This window comes from Arthrobacter sp. 9AX, from assembly GCF_902506095.1.
Taxonomy (GTDB): Bacteria; Actinomycetota; Actinomycetes; order Actinomycetales; family Micrococcaceae; genus Arthrobacter.
In genome coordinates this window covers 3218278-3244562 of the sequence record NZ_LR733293.1, presented here as the reverse complement: position 1 = coordinate 3244562, position 26285 = coordinate 3218278, and the positions used below count along the sequence as shown (strand labels likewise).

The 26285-nt window shown below is 62.4% G+C and carries 29 protein-coding genes; 26 read left to right on the top strand and 3 right to left on the bottom strand.

Features of this window, described 5'->3' with window-relative positions:
• Positions 1-66: 66 nt before the first annotated feature.
• Both BACI348_RS14950 and BACI348_RS14945 read right to left on the bottom strand, forming a co-directional pair.
• Entirely contained in the window at positions 67-552 is a 486-nt protein-coding gene (locus tag BACI348_RS14950) for an aminoacyl-tRNA deacylase (RefSeq protein WP_159827050.1), read from the bottom strand.
• Positions 552-1751, bottom strand: a complete 1200-nt coding sequence (locus BACI348_RS14945) for an acetyl-CoA C-acetyltransferase (protein WP_159830169.1) — start codon at positions 1749-1751, stop codon at positions 552-554. Before BACI348_RS14945 ends, BACI348_RS14950 begins: the two co-directional genes overlap by 1 nt.
• A gap of 440 nt (positions 1752-2191) precedes the next feature.
• On the opposite strand from BACI348_RS14945, the gene rpoB reads away from it, so the two are divergent.
• From rpoB to BACI348_RS20915, 7 genes are all read left to right on the top strand, one after another.
• Positions 2192-5701 (top strand): DNA-directed RNA polymerase subunit beta, encoded by a 3510-nt coding sequence (gene rpoB, locus BACI348_RS14940; RefSeq protein ID WP_159827047.1) that lies wholly within the window; start codon positions 2192-2194, stop codon positions 5699-5701.
• Between the two features lie 114 nt (positions 5702-5815).
• Positions 5816-9715, top strand: coding sequence for a DNA-directed RNA polymerase subunit beta' (locus tag BACI348_RS14935; protein ID WP_159827044.1), 3900 nt, complete (start codon positions 5816-5818; stop codon positions 9713-9715).
• Positions 9716-10056: 341 nt separating this feature from the next.
• Entirely contained in the window at positions 10057-10431 is a 375-nt protein-coding gene (rpsL, locus tag BACI348_RS14930) for a 30S ribosomal protein S12 (protein WP_009358312.1), read from the top strand.
• A gap of 1 nt (position 10432) precedes the next feature.
• Positions 10433-10903: a 30S ribosomal protein S7 gene (rpsG, locus tag BACI348_RS14925; RefSeq protein ID WP_026531948.1), complete on the top strand. Its 471-nt coding sequence runs from the start codon at positions 10433-10435 to the stop codon at positions 10901-10903.
• A gap of 69 nt (positions 10904-10972) precedes the next feature.
• Positions 10973-13087, top strand: coding sequence for an elongation factor G (gene fusA / locus BACI348_RS14920; RefSeq protein WP_159827041.1), 2115 nt, complete (start codon positions 10973-10975; stop codon positions 13085-13087).
• 262 nt (positions 13088-13349) lie between these two features.
• Positions 13350-14540, top strand: coding sequence for an elongation factor Tu (tuf, locus tag BACI348_RS14915; RefSeq protein ID WP_003803827.1), 1191 nt, complete (start codon positions 13350-13352; stop codon positions 14538-14540).
• A gap of 102 nt (positions 14541-14642) precedes the next feature.
• Complete coding sequence (locus BACI348_RS20915; RefSeq protein ID WP_268892351.1) at positions 14643-14768, top strand: hypothetical protein; 126 nt, start codon at positions 14643-14645, stop codon at positions 14766-14768.
• A gap of 9 nt (positions 14769-14777) precedes the next feature.
• Here BACI348_RS20915 and BACI348_RS14910 read toward each other — a convergent pair whose 3' ends face one another.
• The gene (locus BACI348_RS14910; protein ID WP_159827038.1) at positions 14778-16214 is read right to left on the bottom strand and encodes a GH1 family beta-glucosidase; all 1437 of its coding nucleotides are present in this window, start codon (positions 16212-16214) and stop codon (positions 14778-14780) included.
• A gap of 384 nt (positions 16215-16598) precedes the next feature.
• Between BACI348_RS14910 and rpsJ the strand changes: the two genes are divergently transcribed.
• From rpsJ to rpmD, 19 genes are all read left to right on the top strand, one after another.
• Complete coding sequence (gene rpsJ, locus BACI348_RS14905) at positions 16599-16907, top strand: 30S ribosomal protein S10 (RefSeq protein ID WP_043119398.1); 309 nt, start codon at positions 16599-16601, stop codon at positions 16905-16907.
• 17 nt (positions 16908-16924) lie between these two features.
• Positions 16925-17575, top strand: a complete 651-nt coding sequence (gene rplC / locus BACI348_RS14900; RefSeq protein ID WP_013601833.1) for a 50S ribosomal protein L3 — start codon at positions 16925-16927, stop codon at positions 17573-17575.
• Positions 17576-17579: 4 nt separating this feature from the next.
• Positions 17580-18203 (top strand): 50S ribosomal protein L4, encoded by a 624-nt coding sequence (gene rplD, locus BACI348_RS14895; RefSeq protein ID WP_159827035.1) that lies wholly within the window; start codon positions 17580-17582, stop codon positions 18201-18203.
• A complete protein-coding gene (gene rplW / locus BACI348_RS14890) occupies positions 18200-18505 on the top strand; it encodes a 50S ribosomal protein L23 (protein WP_011692807.1) in 306 nt (101 codons plus the stop codon). Before rplD ends, rplW begins: the two co-directional genes overlap by 4 nt.
• 29 nt (positions 18506-18534) lie before the next feature.
• On the top strand, positions 18535-19374 hold the full coding sequence (gene rplB / locus BACI348_RS14885; protein WP_043454598.1) for a 50S ribosomal protein L2: 840 nt from the start codon (positions 18535-18537) through the stop codon (positions 19372-19374).
• Between the two features lie 12 nt (positions 19375-19386).
• The gene (gene rpsS / locus BACI348_RS14880) at positions 19387-19668 is read left to right on the top strand and encodes a 30S ribosomal protein S19 (protein ID WP_003803803.1); all 282 of its coding nucleotides are present in this window, start codon (positions 19387-19389) and stop codon (positions 19666-19668) included.
• A gap of 38 nt (positions 19669-19706) precedes the next feature.
• Positions 19707-20072, top strand: coding sequence for a 50S ribosomal protein L22 (gene rplV, locus BACI348_RS14875; RefSeq protein ID WP_009358304.1), 366 nt, complete (start codon positions 19707-19709; stop codon positions 20070-20072).
• Positions 20073-20903 (top strand): 30S ribosomal protein S3, encoded by an 831-nt coding sequence (gene rpsC, locus BACI348_RS14870; RefSeq protein ID WP_050054314.1) that lies wholly within the window; start codon positions 20073-20075, stop codon positions 20901-20903.
• The gene (gene rplP / locus BACI348_RS14865; protein WP_050054315.1) at positions 20904-21320 is read left to right on the top strand and encodes a 50S ribosomal protein L16; all 417 of its coding nucleotides are present in this window, start codon (positions 20904-20906) and stop codon (positions 21318-21320) included.
• A 2-nt stretch (positions 21321-21322) separates the two neighbouring features.
• Positions 21323-21652 carry a 50S ribosomal protein L29 gene (gene rpmC, locus BACI348_RS21015; protein ID WP_013601828.1) on the top strand — a complete coding sequence of 110 codons (330 nt, stop codon included), beginning with the start codon at positions 21323-21325 and terminating at the stop codon, positions 21650-21652.
• Positions 21649-21954: a 30S ribosomal protein S17 gene (gene rpsQ / locus BACI348_RS14855; protein WP_009358300.1), complete on the top strand. Its 306-nt coding sequence runs from the start codon at positions 21649-21651 to the stop codon at positions 21952-21954. The genes rpmC and rpsQ overlap by 4 nt, the downstream gene beginning before the upstream one ends.
• Positions 21955-22614: 660 nt before the next feature.
• Positions 22615-22983: a 50S ribosomal protein L14 gene (gene rplN / locus BACI348_RS14850; protein WP_009358299.1), complete on the top strand. Its 369-nt coding sequence runs from the start codon at positions 22615-22617 to the stop codon at positions 22981-22983.
• A gap of 3 nt (positions 22984-22986) precedes the next feature.
• Positions 22987-23346: a 50S ribosomal protein L24 gene (gene rplX, locus BACI348_RS14845; protein WP_159827033.1), complete on the top strand. Its 360-nt coding sequence runs from the start codon at positions 22987-22989 to the stop codon at positions 23344-23346.
• A complete protein-coding gene (rplE, locus tag BACI348_RS14840; protein WP_159827030.1) occupies positions 23346-23927 on the top strand; it encodes a 50S ribosomal protein L5 in 582 nt (193 codons plus the stop codon). The genes rplX and rplE overlap by 1 nt, the downstream gene beginning before the upstream one ends.
• Before the next feature lie 88 nt (positions 23928-24015).
• Complete coding sequence (gene rpsH, locus BACI348_RS14835) at positions 24016-24414, top strand: 30S ribosomal protein S8 (protein WP_050054318.1); 399 nt, start codon at positions 24016-24018, stop codon at positions 24412-24414.
• Positions 24415-24432: 18 nt separating this feature from the next.
• Positions 24433-24969, top strand: a complete 537-nt coding sequence (rplF, locus tag BACI348_RS14830) for a 50S ribosomal protein L6 (protein WP_159827027.1) — start codon at positions 24433-24435, stop codon at positions 24967-24969.
• 2 nt (positions 24970-24971) lie between these two features.
• Positions 24972-25355, top strand: coding sequence for a 50S ribosomal protein L18 (gene rplR / locus BACI348_RS14825; RefSeq protein WP_079596676.1), 384 nt, complete (start codon positions 24972-24974; stop codon positions 25353-25355).
• Positions 25352-26074 (top strand): 30S ribosomal protein S5, encoded by a 723-nt coding sequence (gene rpsE / locus BACI348_RS14820; protein ID WP_159827024.1) that lies wholly within the window; start codon positions 25352-25354, stop codon positions 26072-26074. The genes rplR and rpsE overlap by 4 nt, the downstream gene beginning before the upstream one ends.
• A 2-nt stretch (positions 26075-26076) precedes the next feature.
• Positions 26077-26283, top strand: a complete 207-nt coding sequence (gene rpmD / locus BACI348_RS14815; RefSeq protein WP_142038794.1) for a 50S ribosomal protein L30 — start codon at positions 26077-26079, stop codon at positions 26281-26283.
• Positions 26284-26285: the final 2 nt, after the last annotated feature.

Here is a 26285-nt window from a genome sequence, read left to right as displayed (position 1 = left end):
TAAGGCCAGGCGTCATTCCGGGACCCCAAAACGACACGTGGCGCTGCCTGATTGGGAGAGCCGGGGTCAGGTGGGGTCGCTGATGTCCGCCACCACTGCACCCAGGGCTCCGGTCAGGGCGTCGGCGTCTACAAAGGCGCTGTATCCGTGAGCTCCCGCCCCCATCGATATCCTGCGGCCGGTGATGGTGGCGTCCGCGTAGACCGGCCAGCTGTTGGTGCTGCCCAGCGGCGTAATGGTCCCCCGCTCGTAGCCGGTCGCGTCAAGCGCAACATCCGCCGAAGGCAGCGACAGCTTGTTGACGCCTACAAGATTCCGGAGCTTGGGCCAGGAGATCTGGCGGTCACCCGGCACCAGCGCAAACAGGAACGAGCCGTCCTTGTGCTTGACCACCAGCGACTTCACGATGTCCGCGGGACTGATCCCCAGGATGCCGGCGGCTTCCTCCAGGCTCTTGGCCGCCGGCCTTTCCACGACCTCCACCTGCAGTCCGCGGGCCGCGGCATCGGCAAGGAACCTGTCCCGGCCTGCACCCGCTGCGTGGCGGGCCATCAGTCGCGGTAGAGCAGGAGCGCTTCGCCCTGCCCGCCGCCGCCGCACAGGGACACCGCGGCCTTGCCCGAGCCCCGCCGCTTGAGTTCGTGCGCCGCATGGCCTGCCAGGCGCGCGCCGGATGCGCCGATGGGGTGGCCAAGGGCGATGGCCCCGCCGTGGATGTTGCACTGCTCCAGGGGGTAGTCCAGGTCCTTCAGCGACTGCACCGCAACGGAGCCGAACGCCTCGTTGATCTCGATGAAGTCCAGATCTGCGGTGCTCCAGCCTGCCCGTCCCAGGGCGTCCCGGATGGCGTTGGAGGGCTGCGAGTGCAGCGAGTTGTCCGGCCCGGCCACCTGCCCCGGCTTGCCCACTACTGCCAGGTATTCCAGTCCGTGCTCTTCCGCGAAGGCCCGGGAGGAGAGGACCAGGGCAGCCGCGCCGTCGGACAAGGGAGACGAGTTGCCTGCGGTGATGGTGCCATCGGTGACGAAAGCCGCCCGCAGCCCGGCCAGCGATTCCACCGAAGTGTTGGGGCGCACGCCCTCGTCGGTGGAGACCACCAATGGGTCGCCCTTGCGCTGTTTGACGCTGATGGGCACGATTTCGTCGTCGAACGTTCCGTTCTTGGCTGCCAGCGCGGCCCGCTGGTGTGACTGCGCAGCCACGTTGTCCTGGGACGTCCTGTCGATGCCGAGCGCGCGGTTGCGGGTTTCGGTGGACAGGCCCATCGAGTGGCCGTCGAAGGCATCGGTCAATCCATCGTGGGCCGCCGCGTCGAGTGCCTCGATGGATCCGTAGGTCCAGCCCTGCCGCGAGCCGGGCAGCAGGTGCGGTGCGCGGGTCATGGATTCCTGCCCGCCTGCCACCACCACGGAGGCCTCCCCGCTGCGGATCAGCCGGGCGGCGTCAATCACTGCCGTGAGCCCGGACAGGCATACTTTGTTCACGGTGACAGCCGGGACGTTCCAGCCGATGCCGGCCCCGATCGAGCTTTGCCGCGCCGGGTTCTGCCCGGCGCCGGCCTGCAGCACCTGGCCCATGATCACGGCCTCCACCTGGCCGGCGTCCACCCCGCCGGCGTTAAGCGCTGCCCTGATGGCATGCGCCCCGAGGTCGACGGCGGTAAAGCTCGCCAGCTGCCCGTTGATCCGGCCCTGCGGCGTGCGCGCCGCTGCAAGAATGACAACGTCAGTGTTGTCCGCGGAGTTACCCATGTTTATCTCTCCCGAGTTGATCCGGTTGTAGGCCACCAAGGCTACCGTGACGCTGGTCACCCAACTATTCAAACGTCCGGGGAGCCACCGGCATTCCGGATCCACAGCCCTGCCGGGAGAGCGGCACCCTGCGTCTCATCAGCCGCCCAGGAAACGGTAAGGAAAACCAATGCTTGCATTCAGGCCGGATGTGGGGTAGACATGTAGGTTATTTTGCCGTATCGTAGATATTTGCGTCTTCCCTGTTTACCTTCAGCCTTCATATAGCGGTGGGCTTTCGCCTGGCAGCTGGCAATCAACGTGCCGTCAACAACGTCACAGCATGGTCAGCACCGGCCCCGGGTCATATAGCGGAACCGGATGGTAGCACTGCGGAGTCATTCCGCAGGGTGCAGCGGGGGAGATCTGAAAACGCCTGAAGGTCTGTGGAAGGATCCCTCTTGGTCGCCTCGAGCACCTCTAATAACGAAACCGCTAACACCGCCGACAGCACTGATGGTGCCACTCGCCGGCTTTCATTCGCAAAGATTCACGAACCTCTTGACGTTCCGAATCTGCTGGCCCTCCAGACTGACAGCTTCGACTGGCTGGTCGGAAACGAGCGCTGGCAGGCACGCGTAGCGAAAGCCGTTGAAGAAAACGATCTTAGCGTCGCCACCACGTCCGGTCTCTCGGACATCTTCGAAGAGATCTCCCCGATCGAGGACTTCCAGGGCACCATGTCCCTGAGCTTCTCCGATCCGGAGTTCGCTGACCCCAAGTACACCATGGCCGAGTGCAAGGACCGGGACGCTACGTACTCGGCTCCGCTGTACGTCAAGGCCGAGTTCATGAACAACAACACGGGCGAAATCAAGCAGCAGACCGTGTTCATGGGTGACTTCCCGCTGATGACCGAGAAGGGCACCTTCGTTGTCAACGGCACCGAGCGTGTCGTCGTCTCCCAGCTGGTCCGTTCCCCGGGCGCCTACTTCGAGCGCGCCGCCGACAAGACCAGCGACAAGGACATCTTCACTGCGAAGATCATCCCGTCCCGCGGTGCCTGGTTCGAGCTCGAGATCGACAAGCGCGACCAGGTGGGCGTACGCCTTGACCGCAAGCGCAAGCAGTCCGTCACGGTGCTGCTGAAGGCCCTCGGCTGGACCGAAGGCCAGATCCTCGAAGAGTTCGGCCAGTACGACTCCATGCGGGCTACCCTGGAGAAGGACGCTACCGAAACCCGCGAAGACGCGTTGCTGGACATCTACCGGAAGCTGCGCCCGGGCGAGCCGCCCACCGTCGAGGCTGCCCAGTCGCTGCTGGACAACCTGTACTTCAACTCCAAGCGCTACGATCTGGCCAAGGTTGGCCGTTACAAGATCAACCGCAAGCTTGGCATCGACCGCTCCCTTGGCGACAAGGAAGCCTCGGTCCTGCACGTTGAAGACATCGTTGCGATGATCAAGTTCCTCGTTGCGCTGCACGCCGGCGAGAAGACCATCAAGGGCACCCGCGATGGCCAGGAAGTGGACCTGCGCGTCGAAATCGACGACATCGACCACTTCGGCAACCGCCGTATCCGCGCCGTCGGCGAGCTCATCGAGAACCAGGTCCGCACAGGCCTGTCCCGTATGGAGCGCGTTGTCCGCGAGCGTATGACCACCCAGGACGTCGAGGCCATCACGCCGCAGACCCTGATCAACATCCGCCCCGTCGTGGCAGCCATCAAGGAGTTCTTCGGAACCTCCCAGCTGTCGCAGTTCATGGACCAGAACAACCCGCTCTCGGGCCTGACCCACAAGCGCCGCCTGTCCGCGCTTGGCCCCGGTGGTCTGTCCCGTGACCGCGCCGGCATGGAGGTCCGTGACGTGCACCCGTCCCACTACGGACGTATGTGCCCCATCGAAACCCCTGAAGGCCCGAACATTGGTCTGATCGGTTCGCTGGCTTCCTACGGACGCATCAACCCGTTCGGGTTCATCGAAACCCCGTACCGCCTGGTCAAGGACGGCGTCGTTTCCGACGACGTCCAGTACCTGACGGCCGACGACGAGGCTGAGGTGCTGATCGCCCAGGCCAACGCGCCGCTGGACGAGAACAAGAAGTTCGCCGAGGACACCGTCCTCGTGCGTGCCCGTGGTGGTGGAGGCGAGCCCGTCCTCGTTCCCGCCGAGGACGTCGAGTTCATGGACGTTTCCCCGCGCCAGATGGTGTCCGTGGCTACCGCCCTGATCCCGTTCCTCGAGCATGACGATGCAAACCGCGCACTCATGGGTGCCAACATGCAGCGCCAGGCCGTGCCGCTGGTCCGTTCCGAGGCTCCGTTCGTGGGCACCGGCATGGAGCGCGCCGCAGCCGTCGACGCCGGTGACGTCACCATCGCGAAGAAGGCCGGTGTGGTCACCGAGGTTTCCGCCGAGCTCGTCATCATGCTCAACGACGACGGCACGGAAACCAACTACCGCATCAACAAGTTCGCCCGCTCCAACCAGGGCAACTGCTACAACAACCGCGTACTGGTGAACGAAGGCCAGCGCCTGGAAGTTGGCGGCATTATTGCTGACGGCCCGGCAACGGACCAGGGCGAGCTCGCCCTCGGCAAGAACCTGCTCGTGGCATTCATGTCATGGGAAGGCCACAACTTCGAGGACGCCATCATCCTCTCGCAGCGCATTGTTGCCGAGGACGTTCTTTCCTCCATCCACATCGAGGAGCACGAGATCGACGCCCGCGACACCAAGCTTGGTGCCGAGGAAATCACCCGTGACATCCCCAACGTGTCTGAGGAAGTCCTGGCCGGCCTGGACGAGCGCGGCATCATCCACATCGGTGCCGAGGTTGAAGCAGGCGACATCCTGGTCGGAAAGGTCACCCCCAAGGGTGAAACCGAACTGACCCCGGAAGAGCGCCTGCTGCGCGCCATCTTCGGTGAGAAGTCCCGCGAAGTCCGCGACACCTCCCTGAAGGTGCCCCACGGCGAGTCCGGCACCGTCATCGGCGTGCGCGTCTTCGACCGCGACAACGACGACGAACTGCCCCCGGGCGTCAACCAGCTGGTCCGCGTCTACGTGGCTGCCAAGCGCAAGATCACCGACGGCGACAAGCTCGCCGGCCGCCACGGCAACAAGGGTGTTATCTCCAAGATCCTCCCGATCGAGGACATGCCCTTCCTTGCCGACGGCACCCCCGTTGATATCGTCCTGAACCCGCTGGGTGTCCCGGGCCGTATGAACGTGGGCCAGGTGCTCGAGACGCACCTCGGCTGGGTCGCCAAGACCGGCTGGAAGATCGAAGGCGAGCCCGAGTGGGTCAAGCAGCTGCCGAACCTGCCGCGCGAGAGTGGCCAGACCACTGTTGCCACGCCGGTGTTCGACGGTGCCCGCGAAGAGGAAATCACGGGCCTGCTGGACTCCACCAACGTGACCCGCGATGGCCAGCGCCTGATCGACTCCTCCGGCAAGACCCGCCTGTTCGACGGCCGCTCCGGCGAGCCGTTCCCGGATCCGATCTCGGTCGGCTACATGTACATCCTGAAGCTCCACCACCTGGTGGACGACAAGATCCACGCACGCTCCACCGGCCCGTACTCCATGATCACGCAGCAGCCGCTGGGTGGTAAGGCACAGTTCGGTGGCCAGCGCTTCGGTGAAATGGAAGTGTGGGCGCTCGAAGCTTACGGCGCCGCCTACACGCTCCAGGAACTCCTCACGATCAAGTCCGATGACATCCACGGCCGCGTCAAGGTCTACGAAGCCATCGTCAAGGGCGAGAACATCCCCGAGCCGGGCGTTCCCGAGTCCTTCAAGGTCTTGATCAAGGAAATGCAGTCGCTGTGCCTGAACGTGGAAGTCCTCTCCACGGACGGAACCACAATTGAAATGCGTGACTCTGATGACGCAGTCTTCACGGCTGCGGAGGAACTGGGTATCGATCTGTCCCGTGCAGAGCCCAGTTCCGTAGAAGAGGTCTAAGGAGGCGTGCCGGAAAAGGCAACGCGCCGCCCGCGCCGCCTTTTCCGGTACCTCACCTTCCTCATCCCGCACCAAGACTTCAGAATTTAGAGAACAAGAGAGAACAGGGACCATATGTCCAGCGAATCCTCCTTCGGCCTCATGCAGATCGGCCTCGCCACCGCGGAAGACATCCGCGGCTGGTCTTACGGCGAGGTTAAGAAGCCGGAAACCATCAACTACCGCACGCTCAAGCCCGAGAAGGACGGCCTCTTCTGCGAGAAGATCTTCGGCCCGTCCCGGGACTGGGAATGCTACTGCGGCAAGTACAAGCGCGTGCGCTTCAAGGGCATCATCTGCGAGCGTTGTGGCGTTGAGGTCACCCGCGCAAAGGTACGCCGTGAGCGCATGGGCCACATCGAGCTCGCCGCTCCCGTCACGCACATCTGGTACTTCAAGGGTGTTCCGTCCCGCCTGGGCTACCTCCTTGACCTGGCACCGAAGGACCTCGAAAAGGTCATCTACTTCGCTGCCTACATGATCACCAGCGTTGACGAGGCTGCCCGCCACGAGGAACTGCCCAACCTGCAGGTTGAGCACGACATCGAGAAGAAGCAGCTGATCGACAACCGCGACTCCGACATCGCGGCGATCGCCCGCGACCTCGAAGGCGAGATTGCCCGCCTCGAGGGTGAAGGCGCCAAGGCTGCCGACAAGAAGAAGGCGCGCGACTCGGCCGACCGCCAGATGGCCAACGTGCGCAAGCGCGCCGACGCCGACATCGAGCGCCTCGAGCAGGTCTGGGACCGCTTCAAGAACCTGAAGGTCGCCGACCTCGAAGGTGACGAAGGCCTGTACCGCGAGCTGCGCGACCGCTATGGCATGTACTTCGAAGGCTCCATGGGTGCCGAAGCCATCAAGAAGCGCCTTGAAGGCTTCGACATGCAGGCCGAGTCCGACCTGCTGCGCGACATCATCGCCAACGGCAAGGGCCAGCGCAAGACCCGTGCCCTCAAGCGCCTGAAGGTGGTCAACGCGTTCCTGACCACCAACAACAGCCCGCTTGGCATGGTCCTTGACGCCGTCCCGGTGATCCCGCCGGAACTGCGCCCCATGGTCCAGCTGGACGGTGGCCGCTTCGCGACCTCCGACCTCAACGACCTCTACCGCCGTGTGATCAACCGCAACAACCGGCTCAAGCGCCTGCTTGACCTCGGTGCTCCGGAGATCATCGTCAACAACGAGAAGCGCATGCTTCAGGAAGCTGTTGACAGCCTCTTCGACAACGGCCGCCGCGGCCGTCCGGTCACCGGACCGGGCAACCGTCCGCTGAAGTCCCTGAGCGACATGCTCAAGGGCAAGCAGGGCCGTTTCCGCCAGAACCTCCTCGGCAAGCGTGTTGACTACTCCGGCCGTTCGGTCATCGTCGTCGGCCCGCAGCTGAAGCTGCACCAGTGCGGCCTGCCCAAGCAGATGGCGCTGGAGCTCTTCAAGCCGTTCGTGATGAAGCGCCTGGTTGACCTCAACCACGCCCAGAACATCAAGTCGGCCAAGCGCATGGTGGAGCGTTACCGTCCGCAGGTCTGGGACGTGCTCGAAGAGATCATCACCGAACACCCGGTGCTGCTCAACCGTGCACCTACCCTGCACCGCCTCGGCATCCAGGCGTTCGAGCCGCAGCTTGTTGAAGGCAAGGCCATTCAGCTTCACCCGCTGGTGTGTGGCGCGTTCAACGCTGACTTCGACGGCGACCAGATGGCAGTGCACCTGCCGCTGAGCCCCGAAGCGCAGGCTGAGGCCCGCATCCTGATGCTGTCCTCTAACAACATCCTGAAGCCCTCCGACGGACGCCCGGTCACCCTGCCTTCGCAGGACATGATCATCGGCCTGTACCACCTGACCACCAAGCGTGCCGGTTCAGCTGGTGAAGGCCGCGTGTTCGGTTCGGTTGCGGAAGCCATCATGGCGTTCGACGCCCGCGAGCTGCACCTGAACTCGCAGGTCAAGATCCGCCTCGAAGGCTTCGTGCCGTACGCCGGCTGGGAAGCTCCGGAAGGTTGGGAGCAGGGTCAGCCCGCACTCGTCCAGACCTCCCTGGGCCAGGTCCTCTTCAACGAGACCCTGCCCGAGGACTACCCCTGGGTTGAGGCTGTTGCCGACAAGGGCGAACTGTCCCGCATCGTCAACGACCTCGCCGAGCGCTACCCGAAGGTAGTCACGGCGGCAACGCTGGACAACCTGAAGGATGCCGGTTTCTACTGGGCCACCCGTTCAGGCGTCACCGTTGCCATCTCCGACATCGAGGTACCGGCCGCGAAGCCGGCCATCCTTGCCGGTTACGAGGAGCGCGCCGCCAAGATCCAGGGCCAGTACGACAAGGGCCTGATCGATGACGACGAGCGTCGCCAGGAACTGATCGAGATCTGGAACAAGGCAACGAACGAGATCGCCCAGGCGATGCGTGACAGCCTGTCCCCGATGAACACCATCAACCGCATGGTGTCCTCCGGTGCACGTGGTAACTGGATGCAGGTCCGCCAGATCGCGGGTATCCGTGGCCTGGTGGCCAACCCGAAGGGTGAGATCATCCCGCGTCCCATCAAGTCCTCCTACCGCGAGGGCCTGTCGGTGCTGGAATACTTCATCGCCACCCACGGTGCCCGTAAGGGTCTGGCTGACACCGCGCTGCGTACCGCCAACTCGGGCTACCTGACCCGTCGTCTGGTGGACGTCTCGCAGGACGTCATTGTCCGTGAAGAGGACTGCGGCACCGAGCGTGGCCTGGTCACGCCCATCGCCGTCGCCGACTCCAACGGTGAGCTGGTCCTGGACGAGAACGTCGAGAACAGTGCCTACGCACGCACGCTCGCCGTCGACGTCGTGGACTCCGAGGGCAAGGTCCTCGCAGCCGCCGGCACCGACTGCGGCGACGTGGTGATTGACGAACTCTTCAAGGCCGGCATCACCGAGGTCAAGGTCCGCTCCGTACTCACCTGTGAGTCCAGCGTTGGCACCTGCGCCCTGTGCTACGGCCGTTCACTGGCCACCGGCAAGACCGTTGACATCGGCGAGGCCGTGGGCATCATCGCCGCACAGTCCATCGGTGAGCCCGGTACCCAGCTGACCATGCGTACGTTCCACACCGGTGGTGCTGTTTCCGCCAGCGGTGGCGACGACATCACCCAGGGTCTGCCCCGTATCCAGGAGCTCTTCGAAGCCCGTACTCCGAAGGGTGTTGCACCGATTGCAGAAGCAGCCGGCCGCATCACCATCGAAGAGTCCGAGCGTCAGATGCGCCTGGTTATCACCCCGGATGACGGAACCGAAGAGATCGCCTACCCGGTCCTGCGCCGTTCACGCCTGCTGATCGAGGATGGCGACCACGTCACCGTCGGCCAGAAGCTGATCAACGGACCGGTCGATCCCAAGCAGGTCCTGCGCATCATGGGTCCGCGTGCGGCACAGAAGTTCCTGGTGGACGAAGTCCAGGGCGTGTACCGCAGCCAGGGCATCGGTATCCACGACAAGCACGTCGAGGTTATCGTCCGCCAGATGCTGCGCCGCGTCACGGTCATCGAGTCCGGCGAATCGGACCTGCTGCCCGGCGAGCTCGCCGAGCGCAGCCGCTTCGAGGAGGCCAACCGCCGCGTTGTGTCCGAAGGCAAGACTCCGGCTTCCGGACGTCCTGAGCTCATGGGTATCACCAAGGCGTCGCTGGCCACCGAGTCCTGGCTGTCCGCAGCTTCCTTCCAGGAGACCACCCGCGTCCTGACGCAGGCGGCCATGGAAGGCAAGAGCGACCCGCTGCTGGGCCTCAAGGAGAACGTCATCATCGGTAAGCTGATCCCGGCCGGCACGGGCCTCCCGCGCTACACCGAGGTCACCGTGGAGCCCACTGAAGAAGCAAAGGCCAACCTGTTCACCGGCCCCAGCGCGTTCAGTGACTTCTCGTACGACACCCTGGGCGGTGACGGAGCTCCTGAGTTCCACGCCATCCCGCTGGATGACTACGACCTGGGAAACGACTTCCGCTAAGCGTTCCTGAAAAGGCCTCGTCTCCCTCTGCCCAGGCAGGGGGAGGCGGGGCCTTTCGTATACACCCGATTAAGGCCCAGGATCAAGCCGTGCTAGAATTTTGGTAATTGTTCTGTGTGGCAGTGGATGAAGGCCGCCGCAGCATCATTTTGGTTTTGTTCTCATGATGCTGGGTGTGAGCTTGTTTCCGGGTTGCGGGCTAGGTGCGCAACGAATGCCACTCTTTTGCACGCCTGGGCACGATTCGAGTAACCAAGGCTGCAGGGACAACGCCAAACCGACGCAATGAGGGCTGACGCCTGAATGTTCCGGTAGAGATCAAACCAACGGAGAACACGAGAGTGCCTACGATTAACCAGCTGGTCCGCAAGGGCCGCACGCCTAAGGTCTCCAAGACCAAGGCCCCCGCGCTTAAGGGCAGCCCGATGCGCCGCGGTGTTTGCACCCGCGTTTACACCACCACACCGAAGAAGCCGAACTCGGCTCTGCGTAAGGTGGCACGTGTGCGCCTCAACGGCGGCGTCGAAGTAACCGCCTACATCCCCGGTGTGGGACACAACCTGCAGGAGCACTCCATTGTGCTTGTCCGCGGTGGTCGTGTGAAGGACCTCCCGGGTGTCCGCTACAAGATCGTCCGTGGCGCCCTCGATACCCAGGGTGTGAAGAACCGTAAGCAGGCCCGCAGCCGCTACGGCGCAAAGATGGAGAAGAAGTAATATGCCTCGCAAGGGTCCGGCCCCCAAGCGGCCGCTCGTACTAGATCCCGTTTACGGCTCCCCGCTGGTCACCCAGCTCATCAACAAGGTGCTCGTTGACGGCAAGAAGTCCACGGCAGAGCGCATCGTCTACGGTGCCCTCGAAGGCGCACGCGCCAAGTCCGGCGGCGATCCCGTAGCAGCCCTCAAGAAGGCCATGGACAACGTCAAGCCTTCCCTCGAGGTCCGCTCACGCCGCGTCGGTGGCGCCACCTACCAGGTTCCGGTTGAGGTCAAGCCGGGCCGCTCCACCGCACTCGCCCTGCGCTGGCTGGTTGGCTACTCCAAGGCCCGCCGCGAGAAGACGATGACCGAGCGCCTCCAGAACGAAATCCTGGATGCCTCCAACGGTCTCGGTGCCGCTGTGAAGCGTCGCGAAGACACCCACAAGATGGCCGAGTCCAACAAGGCCTTCGCACACTACCGCTGGTAATACTTCCCGGACGCCGCCGGCTCTCACGGGCCGGCGGCGAACGTGTAGTCCATCCGAAAGGGAGACACCGTGGCACAGGACGTGCTTACCGACCTTAGTAAGGTCCGCAACATCGGCATCATGGCCCACATCGATGCCGGCAAGACCACCACCACCGAGCGCATCCTGTTCTACACGGGTGTGAACCACAAGATCGGCGAAACGCACGACGGCGCTTCGACGACTGACTGGATGGAACAGGAAAAGGAACGCGGCATCACCATCACGTCTGCCGCCGTGACCTGCTTCTGGGAAAACAACCAGATCAACATCATCGACACCCCCGGCCACGTTGACTTCACCGTTGAGGTTGAGCGCTCCCTGCGCGTCCTCGACGGCGCTGTCGCCGTCTTCGATGGCAAGGAAGGCGTTGAGCCCCAGTCTGAGACCGTTTGGCGCCAGGCTGACAAGTACAACGTTCCGCGCATCTGCTTCGTCAACAAAATGGACAAGCTCGGCGCTGACTTCTACTTCACCGTTGACACCATCATCAGCCGCCTCGGTGCCAAGCCGCTGGTTATGCAGCTGCCGATCGGTGCCGAGAACGACTTCATCGGCGTCGTGGACCTGCTTTACATGCGCGCACTGGTGTGGCCCGGCGATGCCAAGGGTGACGTGACCATGGGTGCCAAGTACGAGATCCGCGAGATCCCGGCTGACCTCCAGGAAAAGGCTGAAGAGTACCGCGCGACCCTCGTTGAGACCGTCGCCGAGTCCTCCGAAGAACTCATGGAGAAGTACCTCGAGGGCGAAGAGATCTCGATCGACGAGCTCAAGGCCGGCATCCGCAAGATGACGATCAACTCCGAGCTCTACCCGATCTTCTGCGGTTCCGCGTTCAAGAACCGTGGCGTTCAGCCGATGCTCGATGCAGTTGTCGACTACCTGCCGAACCCGCTCGACGTCCCGCCGATGGTCGGCCACGACCCCCGCGACGAAGAGAAGGAACTGACCCGCAAGCCTTCCGCTGAAGAGCCGTTCTCCGCACTGGCCTTCAAGATTGCTGCGCACCCGTTCTTCGGTCAGCTCACCTTCATCCGCGTGTACTCCGGTCACGTGGAAGCAGGCGCCCAGGTGGTCAACTCCACCAAGGGTAAGAAGGAGCGCATCGGCAAGCTGTTCCAGATGCACGCCAACAAGGAGATGCCCGTCGAGGGCGCTACCGCCGGCCACATCTACGCAGCCATCGGTCTGAAGGACACCACCACGGGTGACACCCTGTGTGATTCCGCCAACCAGATCGTGCTCGAGTCCATGAGCTTCCCGGAGCCCGTGATCTCGGTTGCCATCGAGCCGAACACCAAGGGTGACCAGGAGAAGCTCTCCACGGCCATCCAGAAGCTCTCCGCTGAGGACCCCACCTTCCAGGTGTCCCTCAACGAAGACACCGGCCAGACCATCATTGCCGGCATGGGCGAGCTCCACCTGGACATCCTGGTGGACCGCATGCGCCGCGAATTCAAGGTCGAAGCCAACGTGGGCAAGCCCCAGGTTGCTTACCGCGAAACCATCAAGCGCGCCGTCGAACGCCACGACTACACGCACAAGAAGCAGACCGGTGGTTCGGGCCAGTTCGCAAAGATCCAGATCGCGATCGAGCCGCTGGACACTGCGGAGGGCGAGCTGTACGAGTTCGAGAACAAGGTCACCGGTGGCCGCGTTCCCCGCGAGTACATCCCGTCTGTTGACGCAGGTATCCAGGATGCCCTGAACGACGGCGTCCTGGCCGGCTACCCCGTGGTGGGCATCAAGGCCACCCTGGTTGACGGTGCGTACCACGACGTTGACTCGTCGGAAATGGCGTTCAAGATCGCCGGCCGTATGGCTTTCAAGGAAGCCGCACGCAAGGCGAACCCGGTTCTGCTTGAACCGCTGATGGATGTAGAGGTCCGCACCCCTGAGGAATACATGGGTGAAGTTATCGGTGACCTCAACTCCCGCCGTGGCCAGATGCAGTCCATGGAAGATGCACAGGGCGTCAAGGTCATCCGTGCGCACGTTCCGCTGTCCGGCATGTTCGGCTACATCGGTGACCTGCGCTCCAAGACCCAGGGCCGTGCTGTGTACTCCATGACGTTCAACAGCTACGCCGAGGTCCCGAAGGCTGTTGCCGACGAGATCATCCAGAAGACCCGCGGCGAATAGTCTTTCGGACTTTCAAAGCGAACAAACTCGGGTGCGCTGGCCGGCAACGGAAAGCACAGCCGGTGCAGGCGGCCGGGAACGGCCGGATCCATCCGGACAAGCCGGTTCCCGGCCATCTGCACGAACAGGCTCTAGGGACTAGTATTAGTCTCTGAATCTGCAATTTCACCAATCCAAAGCCCCCAAGTAGACTTACCTGAGTTTCTGCCGCGACAAGCGCGGCCGAAGGGTATGTCATTTGAAAACGTTCTAGGAGGAACCTGTGGCAAAGGCAAAGTTCGAGCGGACTAAGCCGCACGTTAACATCGGCACCATTGGTCACGTTGACCACGGTAAGACGACGTTGACGGCCGCCATTTCCAAGGTGCTGTACGACAAGTACCCGACTCTCAACGAGAAGCGTGACTTCGCGTCGATCGACTCTGCTCCCGAAGAGCGTCAGCGCGGCATTACCATCAACATCTCCCACGTTGAGTACCAGACCGAGAAGCGCCACTACGCACACGTAGACGCCCCCGGTCACGCCGACTACATCAAGAACATGATCACCGGTGCTGCACAGATGGACGGTGCAATCCTCGTGGTTGCCGCCACTGACGGCCCGATGGCACAGACCCGCGAGCACGTTCTGCTCGCCCGCCAGGTTGGTGTTCCCTACCTGCTGGTCGCCCTGAACAAGGCTGACATGGTTGACGATGAGGAACTGCTGGACCTCGTTGAAATGGAAGTTCGTGAGCTCCTGAGCTCGCAGGGCTTCGACGGCGACGAAGCTCCGGTTGTTCGCGTTTCCGGCCTGAAGGCCCTGGAAGGCGACCCCGAGTGGGTCAAGTCCGTCGAGGACCTGATGGCTGCTGTGGACGAGTCTGTTCCGGACCCCGTACGTGACCGTGACAAGCCGTTCCTGATGCCGATCGAAGACGTCTTCACGATCACCGGCCGTGGCACCGTTGTTACGGGCCGCGCCGAGCGTGGAACCCTTGCCATCAACTCCGAGGTCGAGATCGTCGGCATCCGCCCGGTCCAGAAGACCACGGTTACCGGTATCGAGATGTTCCACAAGCAGCTCGACGAAGCATGGGCCGGCGAGAACTGTGGCCTGCTGCTCCGCGGTCTGAAGCGCGATGACGTAGAGCGTGGCCAGGTTGTCGTCAAGCCGGGTTCCATCACCCCGCACACCGACTTCGAGGCTAACGTCTACATCCTCTCCAAGGACGAAGGCGGACGTCACAACCCGTTCTACTCCAACTACCGCCCGCAGTTCTACTTCCGCACCACGGACGTAACCGGCGTTATCACCCTGCCCGAGGGCACGGAAATGGTTATGCCTGGCGACAACACTGAGATGACCGTTGCGCTCATCCAGCCCATCGCTATGGAAGAGGGCCTCGGCTTCGCTATCCGCGAAGGCGGCCGCACCGTTGGTTCAGGACGTGTCACCAAGATCATCAAGTAATTCTTGTTGAACTGAAGAACGGCCCCGCTGCAGATGCAGCGGGGCCGTTCTTTTTCGCGTTAACCGGCCCTGATAGGGTTGCTGGACCGAAAGGAGTTCATCGTGGGGTGGCTTATATTCCTCATCATCGCTGTAGCCGTAGTGGCCGGAGTTCTCTGGGCCAGGCGGTACTTCCGGCACGAGATTGACCGTGCCAAGCGGATCAACCGGTCCAACAAGAACCAGTAAGCCCAGCGGCTAGCCCTGCAGCCTCCGCCGGGCCTTGCTGAGCTCCTGGTACCAGTAGAACGACTGCTTGGGCGTCCGTTCCAGGGTCTCGAAGTCCACGTGCACCAGGCCGAAGCGCTGCGAGTATCCGGCGGCCCACTCGAAGTTGTCCATCAGCGTCCAGACGTAGTAGCCCCGCAGGTCCACGCCCGAGGCCGGGCCGCCGGGGGAAGTCGCGTCCAACGCAGCCCGCAGGTGTGTAGCGAGGTACTGCACGCGGTCCGCATCCTCGAGGGGGCCGGACACCCGGTCAGGCTCAGGGAAACTGGCTCCACCTTCGGTGATGTACACCGGCGGCAGGGCGTCGCCGTACCGGTCCTGCATTTCTTTGAGCAGGATGCCAAGGTGATCCGGCGCCACCGGCCATCCGAAGCCGGTGCTGCTGTACTCGGGGTAACCCACTTCGTGGAACGGCAGTTGCGCCACGGCCTTGTGCATATCAGCCGGAATGGGGGTCACTCCGCGGCCCAGGGCAACCTTCACCGGGAAGTAGTAGTTCAGGCCATAGAAGTCCAGGGGCTGGTGGATGGTTCTCAGGTCCGCGTCGGAGATGCGGCCGATGGAGCGCAGCCAGGGCCTGGCATACAAGGGAAGGCTTGGATAGCGGCCCAGCAGCACCGGGTCGGCGTAGATCCTGTTCATCAGCAGGTCGTACAGGCGGGCCACCATCCGGTCTCCGGCCTTGCGGGTGGCGGGGCGGACGGGGGAATGCAGGTTGGTCACGCCCACAGCGCCTTTGACGCCGGCACCGCGGAGGGCCTGGGCGCCGAGCCCATGGGCAAGGAGTTGGTGGTGGATGGACGGAAGGGCGTCAAACATCAGGGTACGGCCTGGGGCATGGACGCCCAAGGCATAGCCGTTCAGTGTGACCGAGAGCGGTTCGTTGAGGGTGACCCACTGTGCCACCCGGTCCCCGTAGCGGTCGCCGGCTGCTGCGGCGTAGTCACCGAACCGTTCGGCTGTCTCCCGGTTCATCCAGCCGCCACGGTGTTCCAGCGGCAGGGGTGTGTCCCAATGGTACAGAGTGGCCATGGGGGAGATCCCGGCTTCGAGCAGCTGGTCGATCAGCCGGTCGTAGAAGTCCAGCCCCTCGGCGTTGAAGGATCCCCGGCCCTCCGGCTGGATCCTGGGCCAGGACAGGGAGAACCGGTAGGAGTCCACGCCCAGCTCCTGGAGGAGGGAGACGTCTTCCTCCAGCCGGTTGTAGTGGTCGCAGGCCACAGCAGGGGAGTGCCCGTCAATGATGCTGCCCGGCTTCTCGGCGAAGGCGTCCCAGCCGGACGGTCCCCGGCCTCCTTGGGTGAGGGCCCCTTCAATCTGGAAGGCGGCGGCCGCTACCCCCAAAGTGAACGACGGCGGCATGCGGCTGGCGAGTTCCATCACGGATTCGGTGCTTTCCAGCGTCATGCCCCTATCATCCGTTCCGGCGTTGCCGTTGGCAATGACCGCCCCGACGGGCCGCAGGCAAGGGCCGATTCGCTTCTGCAACCAAATTCCGGCATACTAGATGAGTTGTTCAAGCGCTTCTTCGCGTCCCGATCCGGATAATGCCGGGTGCCAGGGTCCAGGTGGAAGACCAAACATAACCCACTCCCAAGGAATTGCGGACGTGCATGCGCGAAAAGCGCGACACGCCCGACCGCGGGGGTCGGTTGCGCCGGCAAGGTGAGGAACCCGGATTTATCCGGATTCAGTTTGTGCGGCGGGTGGTAGTTACGACTTCAAATGCTTCGGCAGCCATACAACACGTAAGTAAACAGAGCAGCATTTACTGAAAGAGAGTCAGGCGACATGGCGGGACAAAAAATCCGCATCCGGCTGAAGTCATACGACCACGAGGTCATTGACACTTCAGCACGGAAGATCGTTGAGACGGTCACGCGCGCAGGCGCAACGGTAGTGGGCCCCGTGCCGCTGCCTACGGAGAAGAACGTGTACTGCGTGATCCGCTCTCCGCACAAGTACAAGGACAGCCGCGAGCACTTCGAAATGCGCACGCACAAGCGTCTTATCGACATCATCGATCCCACGCCGAAGGCTGTTGACTCGCTCATGCGTCTCGACCTGCCGGCTGACGTGAACATCGAAATCAAGCTGTAGGGAGGTGCTGAGAGACTATGACCGCAACCCGTAACGTAAAGGGCCTGCTGGGCACGAAGCTCGGCATGACCCAGGTCTGGGACGAGAACAACAAGCTCATCCCCGTCACTGTGGTCCAGGCAGATTCGAACGTCATCACCCAGCTGCGCAACGCAGAAGCTGATGGCTACGTCGCCGTTCAGATCGGCTACGGCCAGATCGATCCCCGCAAGGTCACCAAGCCGCTGGCTGGTCACTTTGAAAAGGCAGGCGTCACGCCTCGCCGCCACGTCGTCGAACTCCGTACCGCAGATGCTGCTGAGTACGAGCTGGGCCAGGAGCTCTCCGTAGAGGTCTTCGAAGCCGGCCAGAAGATCGACGTCATCGGCACCACCAAGGGTAAGGGCTTCGCCGGTGTTATGAAGCGTCACGGCTTCCACGGCGTTGGAGCTTCCCACGGTGCCCACAAGAACCACCGTAAGCCCGGTTCAATCGGTGGCGCATCCACCCCGAGCCGCGTCTTCAAGGGCATGAAAATGGCCGGCCGCATGGGCGCCGTTCGTCACACCACGCTGAACCTCACGGTCCACGCGGTTGACGTCGAGAAGTCGCTGCTCCTTATCAAGGGTGCCGTTCCCGGCGCCCGCGGCCAGGTCGTCCTCGTACGCACCGCCGTGAAGGGAGCCTAGTTCAATGGCTAACACTGTCCAGGTTGACCTGCCTGCAGAAATCTTCGACGTTCAGACCAACGTGCCGCTGCTGCACCAGGTCGTCGTTGCTCAGCTTGCTGCTGCTCGCCAGGGTACCCACAAGACCAAGACCCGCGCTGAAGTTTCCGGTGCAGGCCGCAAGCCGTTCAAGCAGAAGGGTACCGGCCGCGCCCGTCAGGGTTCCATCCGTGCTCCTCACATGACCGGCGGTGGCGTTGTCCACGGTCCCACCCCGCGTGACTACAGCCAGCGCACCCCCAAGAAGATGATTGCTGCTGCACTGCGCGGCGCACTGTCTGACCGGGCACGCAACGGCCGCATCCACGTTGTGGCCGAACTGGTTGAAGGCACCAAGCCGTCCGCCAAGACTGCACTGGCAACGCTGCGCGGCGTTTCCGACCGCAAGAACCTGCTGGTTGTCATCGAGCGCGCCAACGACGTTGCTGCACTGTCCGTGCGCAACCTCGGCGGTGTTCACGTTCTGTACGCAGACCAGCTGAACACCTACGACGTTCTCGTGTCTGATGACGTTGTCTTCACCAAGGCTGCCTACGAAGCATTCGTTGCCGGCAAGGCAGTGGCAAAGAACGAGGAGGATGCCAAGTGAGTGCAGCCACCATCAAGGATCCCCGCGACGTCGTGCTTGCACCCGTCGTGTCGGAAAAGAGCTACGGCCTGATCGACGAGGGCAAGTACACCTTCCTGGTGGACCCCCGCTCGAACAAGACCGAGATCAAGCTGGCCGTGGAGAAAATCTTCTCCGTCAAGGTCGAATCGATCAACACCATCAACCGTGCCGGTAAGCGCAAGCGCACCAAATTCGGATGGGGTACCCGCAAGAACACCAAGCGTGCGATTGTCACCCTCAAAGAAGGCACTATCGACATCTTCGGCGGTCCGCTCGCGTAGCGGAGACCACTTTAACGAGGAAATAAATTATGGGAATCCGTAAATACAAGCCGACTACCCCGGGCCGTCGCGGCTCGAGCGTAGCGGACTTCATTGAAATCACGCGGTCGACGCCGGAAAAGTCGTTGGTACGTCCCCTCCCCAAAAAGGGCGGCCGTAACAACACCGGTAAGATCACCACCCGTCACAAGGGTGGCGGACACAAGCGCCAGTACCGTCTGATCGACTTCCGTCGCCACGACAAGGACGGCGTTGACGCCCGCGTTGCTGAAATTGAGTACGATCCGAACCGTACGGCCCGCATCGCCCTCCTGCACTACGTTGATGGCACCAAGCGTTACATCATCGCCCCGAACAAGCTCTCCCAGGGTGACTTCGTAGAGGCCGGCGCCAACGCTGACATCAAGCCTGGCAACAACCTGCCCCTGCGCAACATCCCCGTGGGTACCGTTATCCACGCGGTGGAACTGCGTCCGGGCGGTGGCGCCAAGATGGGCCGCTCCGCTGGTGCGTCCATCCAGCTTGTTGCCAAGGAAGGCCGGTTCGCCCAGCTGCGTCTGCCCTCCGGCGAAATCCGCAACGTTGACGTGCGCTGCCGCGCAACCGTCGGCGAGGTCGGCAACGCCGAGCAGTCGAACATCAACTGGGGCAAGGCCGGCCGTATGCGCTGGAAGGGCGTTCGCCCGACCGTCCGTGGTGTCGCCATGAACCCGGTTGACCACCCGCACGGTGGTGGTGAGGGTAAGACGTCCGGTGGACGTAACCCCGTCAACCCGAACGGTAAGCGCGAAGGCCGTACGCGCCGCCCCAACAAAGAGAGCGACAAGCTTATTGTTCGTCGCCGTCGTACTGGCAAGAACAAGCGATAGGAGCCTGGACACATGCCACGCAGCCTGAAAAAAGGTCCTTTCGTTGACCAGCACCTCTTTGTGAAGGTAGCCAGGGAAAACGAAAAGGGCACCAAGAACGTCATCAAGACCTGGTCCCGCCGTTCGATGATCATCCCCGACATGCTTGGGCACACGATCGCCGTACACGACGGACGCAAGCACATCCCGGTGTTTGTCACTGAGTCGATGGTCGGGCACAAGCTCGGCGAATTCGCTCCCACGCGGACATTCCGCGGCCATGTCAAGGACGACCGTAAGGGCAAGCGCCGCTAGGCGCCTGCACTTACGTCAAAGACGAGAGAAGGAAAGCAATGGAAGCCAAGGCAATTGCGCGTCACATCCGCGTAACGCCTATGAAGGCCCGGCGCGTCGTCAACCTTGTTCGTGGATTGCAAGCGAATGAGGCTCTGGCAATTCTGAAGTTTGCCCCGCAGGCAGCTTCGGAGCCGGTATTCAAGGTAGTTCAGTCGGCAATCTCCAACGCCCGGGTCCTCGCGGACCGCGACGGCGTGGCGTTTGACGAAGGCGACCTCATCATCAGCGAAGCGTTTGTTGATGAAGGCCCGACCATGAAGCGGTTCCAGCCGCGTGCCCAGGGTCGTGCATTTCAGATCAAGAAGCGCACCAGCCACATCACCGTGGTAGTCGCTACCCCGGAGAAAGAGGAGGCTCGCTAAGTGGGACAGAAAGTAAACCCGCACGGGTTCCGACTCGGCATCACCACCGATCACGTATCGCACTGGTTCGCTGACAGCACCAAGGCCGGCCAGCGGTACAAGGACTTCGTTCGCGAAGACATCCGCATCCGCCAGCTCATGTCTACAGGCATGGAGCGCGCCGGTATCGCCAAGGTTGAGATCGAGCGCACCCGTGACCGTGTCCGCGTGGACATCCACACGGCCCGCCCGGGCATCGTCATCGGCCGCCGTGGAGCAGAAGCAGACCGCATCCGCGGCGAGCTCGAAAAGCTCACCGGCAAGCAGGTCCAGCTGAACATCCTCGAGGTCAAGAACCCCGAGATGGAAGCACAGCTTGTTGCCCAGGGCGTTGCTGAGCAGCTGACTTCACGTGTGGCTTTCCGCCGCGCCATGAAGAAGGCCATGCAGTCCGCGCAGCGTGCAGGTGCCAAGGGCATCCGTATTGCCTGCTCGGGTCGACTGGGTGGCGCTGAAATGTCCCGCTCGGAGTTCTACCGCGAAGGCCGTGTGCCCCTGCACACCCTCCGCGCGAACATCGACTACGGCTTCTACGAAGCCAAGACCACCTTCGGCCGTATCGGTGTGAAGGTTTGGATCTACAAGGGTGACGTCACCGCCAAGGAACTGGCCCAGCAGGCCGCTTCCGCCCCGTCCCGCGGACGCTCCGGCGACCGTCCGGGCCGCCCGGGTGGCGCTGACCGTGGTGACCGCCGCCGTCGCAACGACCGTCCGGCCGCTGAAGCAGCTCCTGCTGCCGAGGCTCCGGCAGCTGAAGCTGCTGCTCCCGCAGCAGAAGGAGGACAGGCTTAAATGCTTATCCCACGTCGAGTCAAGCACCGTAAGCAGCACCACCCGGGTCGTTCCGGCGCTGCTACGGGCGGCACCAAGGTCACCTTCGGTGAGTACGGCATCCAGGCCCTGAGCCCGGCATACGTCACGAACCGTCAGATCGAATCCGCCCGTATCGCGATGACCCGCCACATCAAGCGTGGCGGTAAGGTCTGGATCAACATCTACCCGGACCGTCCCCTCACCAAGAAGCCTGCCGAAACCCGCATGGGTTCCGGTAAGGGTTCACCGGAATGGTGGGTCGCAAACGTCAAGCCGGGTCGGGTTCTCTTTGAGATCTCCGGCGTCGAAGAATCGGTAGCTCGCGAGGCACTGCGCCTGGCAATCCACAAGCTCCCGTTGAAGGCACGCATTCTGCGTCGCGAAGGTGGTGAATAGAAATGGCAGTAGGATCCAAGGATCTGGCTCCCGCACAGCTGGACGGTTTCGACAACGAGCGTCTCGTTGAAGAACTCCGCAAGGCCAAGGAAGAGCTGTTCAACCTGCGTTTCCAGTCCGCCACCGGACAGCTGGAGAACCATGGTCGGCTGCGCGCGGTAAAGAAGGACATCGCCCGCATCTACACCGTTCTCCGTGAGCGCGAGCTGGGCATTCGTGCTGAGGTTGCCGCACCTGTTGTGGAAGCCAAAGAAGAGAAGAAGTCCAAGAAGGCTGCAACCAAGAAGGCCGAGCCGGCTGAAACGGTTGAGACCGAGGAGGATGCCAAGTGAGTGAAAAGGACCAGAACGTGACGGAAACTGCTACCGCAGCCACGGCTGAGCAGCGCGGTTACCGCAAGACGCGTCGCGGCTACGTGGTCTCGGACAAGATGGAAAAGACCATCGTTGTCCAGGTTGAAGACCGCGTGAAGCACGCGCTGTACGGCAAGGTCATCCGCCGTACCTCCAAGGTCAAGGCACACGACGAGAACAACACCGCCGGCATCGGCGACCTCGTTGTCATCGCCGAGACCCGTCCACTGTCCGCCACCAAGAACTGGCGGCTCGTGGAAATCCTCGAGAAGGCCAAGTAGCACCTGCTGCTTAGCCGGAAGCCCCTTCTCCACTGGAGCGGGGGCTTCCTCGTTTTTAGCCCGCTTCCCGTCACGCCGGGCTTGCTTTTGGCGGACGGACGACGCCGGGTCCCCGACGTTGCGGGGGAGTGGCACCCAGGGTGGGCCAAAAGGCTGCCGTGCGTGACGCCGTCGTCCGTCCCCCGACGCTCTCTCACTTAATGCCGGTTTTTGGCCGTCGCTCTCTCACTTCTCTAAGGAAAGTGAGCGAGCGTGAGCCGAAAGGGCGCATTAAGTGAGAGAGCGTCCCCATGGGGCCACGGGTGGCGGGCACCAAGGGTGGGCCAAAAGGCGGCCGTGCGTGACGCCGTCGGACGCCTTGCGGGGGAGCGCCCAGCGGTGATATGGGGATGGGCGGAAAACGTGCTAAGATTTTGAGTTTGTATGGCGCCTTTCGCGCGCCGTCATCAAACTCGTAAACAAGCGTGCCACAGCATAGTGCCCCCTTGCGCCCAGGAGCAGTCCTGGACCGGATGGGAGCAACTGCTTCTGGCACGGGCGTTTAGGCCTGGTCTGGCAAAATCCAGGCAGGTCAAGAGACACCCCGATCAACCGTTCCGCAAGGCTCATTCCGTAGGAAGATTTTCGGTCTGAGAACCGGCGCGACGCAAGGAGTAAATAGTGATTCAGCAGGAGTCGCGGCTCAAGGTCGCCGACAACACGGGTGCTAAGGAAATCCTTACCATTCGCGTTCTCGGTGGATCCGGTCGTCGCTACGCAGGCATCGGTGACGTCATTGTCGCCACCGTCAAGGATGCAATCCCGGGCGGCAACGTAAAGAAGGGCGATGTTGTCAAGGCAGTCATCGTCCGTACCAAGAAGGAACGCCGCCGTGCGGATGGTTCCTACATCAAGTTTGACGAGAACGCAGCTGTAATCCTGAAGGGCGACGGTGACCCCCGCGGTACCCGTATCTTCGGACCGGTTGGTCGTGAACTGCGTGACAAGAAGTTCATGAAGATCGTTTCTCTGGCTCCGGAGGTGCTCTAGTCCATGGCTAAGATCAAGAAGGGTGACCTCGTTCAGGTCATCACTGGCGCCAAGGCTGAGCGCGGCGGCGACCGCGGCAAGCAGGGCAAGGTCCTGCGCGTGTTCCCCGAGACCAACCGCGTGTTGGTTGAAGGCATCAACCGCGTCACCAAGCACACCAAGGTCGGTCAGTCGCAGCGCGGCACCAAGACCGGTGGCATCGAGGTTGTTGAAGCTTCGATCCACATCTCCAACGTGGCTCTGGTAGACCCCTCCACCAAGAAGCCCACCCGCGTTGGCTTCCGCACTGAAACCGTTGAGCGCAACGGCAAGCAGCGCGAAGTGCGCATCCGCGTGGCCAAGAGCTCAGGGAAGGACATCTAATGACTGAGACTCTCGAGACTCCGGCAACGAAGATCGTTCCTCGTCTGAAGACCAAGTACGCCGATTCCATCAAGAGCACGCTCATTGAGGAATTCAAGTACCAGAACGTCAACCAGGTTCCCCGCCTGGTCAAGGTCGTTGTGAACATGGGTGTTGGAGATGCCGCCAAGGACTCCAAGCTGATCGACGGCGCTGTCCGCGACCTGACCCAGATCACCGGCCAGAAGCCGCAGGTAACCAAGGCCCGCAAGTCCATCGCACAGTTCAAGCTGCGCGAAGGTATGCCCATCGGTGCACACGCTACCCTCCGTGGCGACCGCATGTGGGAATTCCTGGACCGCCTCGTGACCCTCGCACTGCCCCGCATCAGGGACTTCCGTGGTCTCTCCGGCAAGCAGTTCGACGGTAACGGCAACTACACCTTCGGTCTGACCGAGCAGGTTATGTTCCACGAGATCGACCAGGACAAGATCGACCGCGTCCGCGGTATGGACATCACGGTTGTCACCACTGCCAAGACCGATGACGAAGGCCGCGCGCTGCTCAAGGCGCTTGGTTTCCCGTTCAAGGCCGAAGACTAATCTAACTACGTAAAAGGTCCGGCGGTACGGCTCCCACCTGTGGAAGCGGCACCGCGGAAACCGTTATGAGGAAGGGCAAGAGCCCACCATGACAATGACAGATCCTGTCGCAGACATGCTTACGCGTCTGCGCAATGCAAACTCGGCATACCACGATTCCGTGTCCATGCCGTACAGCAAGCTCAAGGCACGCGTTGCTGACATCCTCAAGGCCGAAGGCTTCATCGCCGGCTGGAAGGAAGAAGACGCTGAGGTTGGCAAGAAGCTGACCATCGAGCTCAAGTTCGGACCGAACCGCGAGCGTTCAATCGCTGGTGTTCGTCGTATTTCCAAGCCGGGCCTGCGTGTTTACGCAAAGTCCACCAACCTGCCGCACGTGCTGGGTGGCCTGGGTGTCGCAATCCTGTCCACCTCTTCCGGCCTCCTGACTGACAAGCAGGCCGGCAAGAAGGGCGTGGGCGGCGAAGTCCTCGCTTACGTCTGGTAACGGGAAAGGAAGAGAATAATGTCACGTATTGGACGTCTCCCCATCACCGTTCCTGCCGGCGTTGAGGTCAAGGTTGACGGCTCTGTCGTCAGCGTCAAGGGATCCAAGGGCGAGCTGAACCACACTGTGGCCAGCCCGATCGAGGTCACCCTGGAAGCAGACACCCTGACTGTCGCCCGCCCGAACGACGAGCGCGCCTCCCGTTCACTCCACGGCCTGACCCGCACCCTGATCTCCAACATGATCGAGGGCGTTACCAAGGGCTACGAGAAGAAGCTTGAAATCGTTGGTACCGGTTACCGCGTTCAGGCCAAGGGATCTGACCTTGAGTTCGCTCTCGGTTACAGCCACCCGGTCAATGTCTCCGCACCGGAGGGCATCACCTTTGCAGTTGAGACCCCGACCAAGCTCTCTGTTTCAGGTATCAACAAGCAGCAGGTCGGCGAGGTTGCTGCCAACATTCGCAAGCTGCGGAAGCCGGACCCCTACAAGGGCAAGGGCATCCGTTACGCCGGCGAAGTCATCCGCCGCAAGGTCGGAAAGGCTGGTAAGTAACCATGGCCATCTCAATTAACAAGAAGCGTACGAACAAGAGCAAGTCTGCTTCGCGCAGCCGCCGCCAGCTTCGTATCCGTAAGCGCATCTCCGGTACGGCTGTACGTCCTCGTCTGGTCGTCAACCGCTCCGCACGCCACGTATTCGTCCAGGTTGTCGATGACACCAAGGGCCTGACCGTAGCGAGCGCCTCCACTCTGGAAGCCGACCTTCGTGCATTCGACGGCGACAAGACTGCCAAGGCCAAGCGCGTTGGCGAACTCGTCGCAGAGCGTGCCAAGGCTGCCGGTATCGAAGCTGTTGTCTTCGACCGCGGTGGTAACAAGTACCACGGCCGGATCGCCGCCGTCGCTGACGGCGCACGTGAAGGTGGGCTGTCACTGTGACGGAAGCAAACAAGGAAAAGGACACTGTGTCTGCAGATCAGAAGGCTACTGAAGCCGTAGCTGCCGCTGAGACCACTGCTCCCGCAGCTGCCGACGACCGCCGTGGCGGCGCTCGTCGCGGCGAGCGTGGCGACCGTGGCCAGGGCCGCGGCGACCGTGGTGGCCGTGGCGGCCGCGACGGCGGCCGTGAAGCCGAGAAGAGCCAGTTCGTAGAGCGCGTTGTCACCATCAACCGCGTCTCCAAGGTGGTCAAGGGTGGTCGGCGCTTCAGCTTCACCGCCCTGGTCGTCGTCGGTGACGGCAACGGTATGGTCGGCGTTGGCTACGGCAAGGCTAAGGAAGTTCCTGCCGCAATCGCGAAGGGCGTTGAAGAGGCCAAGAAGTCCTTCTTCCGCGTTCCCCGCGTTGGCAACACCATCCCGCACCGCGTTCAGGGTGAGGCCGCCGCAGGCGTTGTAATGCTGCGTCCGGCTTCCGCCGGTACCGGTGTTATCGCCGGTGGCCCGGTCCGTGCAGTACTGGAGTGCGTGGGCATCCACGACATCCTCTCCAAGTCGCTCGGTTCCTCCAACGCCATCAACATCGTTCACGCGACTGTTGATGCCCTAAAGCGCCTCGAAGAGCCGGCAGCAGTGGCAGCACGCCGCGGCCTGCCCCTCGACGAGATCGCTCCGGCGGCACTGGTGAAGGCCCTCCTGGCCCCGAAGGCAGGTGTCTAGTCATGGCTAAGAACCTGATTCCCTCCGACGCACAGTTGGAGATCACTCAGATCAAGTCCGCCATTGGCGGCAAGCAGAACCAGCGCGACACCCTGCGGTCCCTCGGCCTGAAGCGGATCGGACACACCGTTGTCCGCACCGCCGACGCCGTGACCGTTGGAATGCTCAACACGGTTCCGCACCTGGTACAGGTAGAGGAGGCGAAGTAACA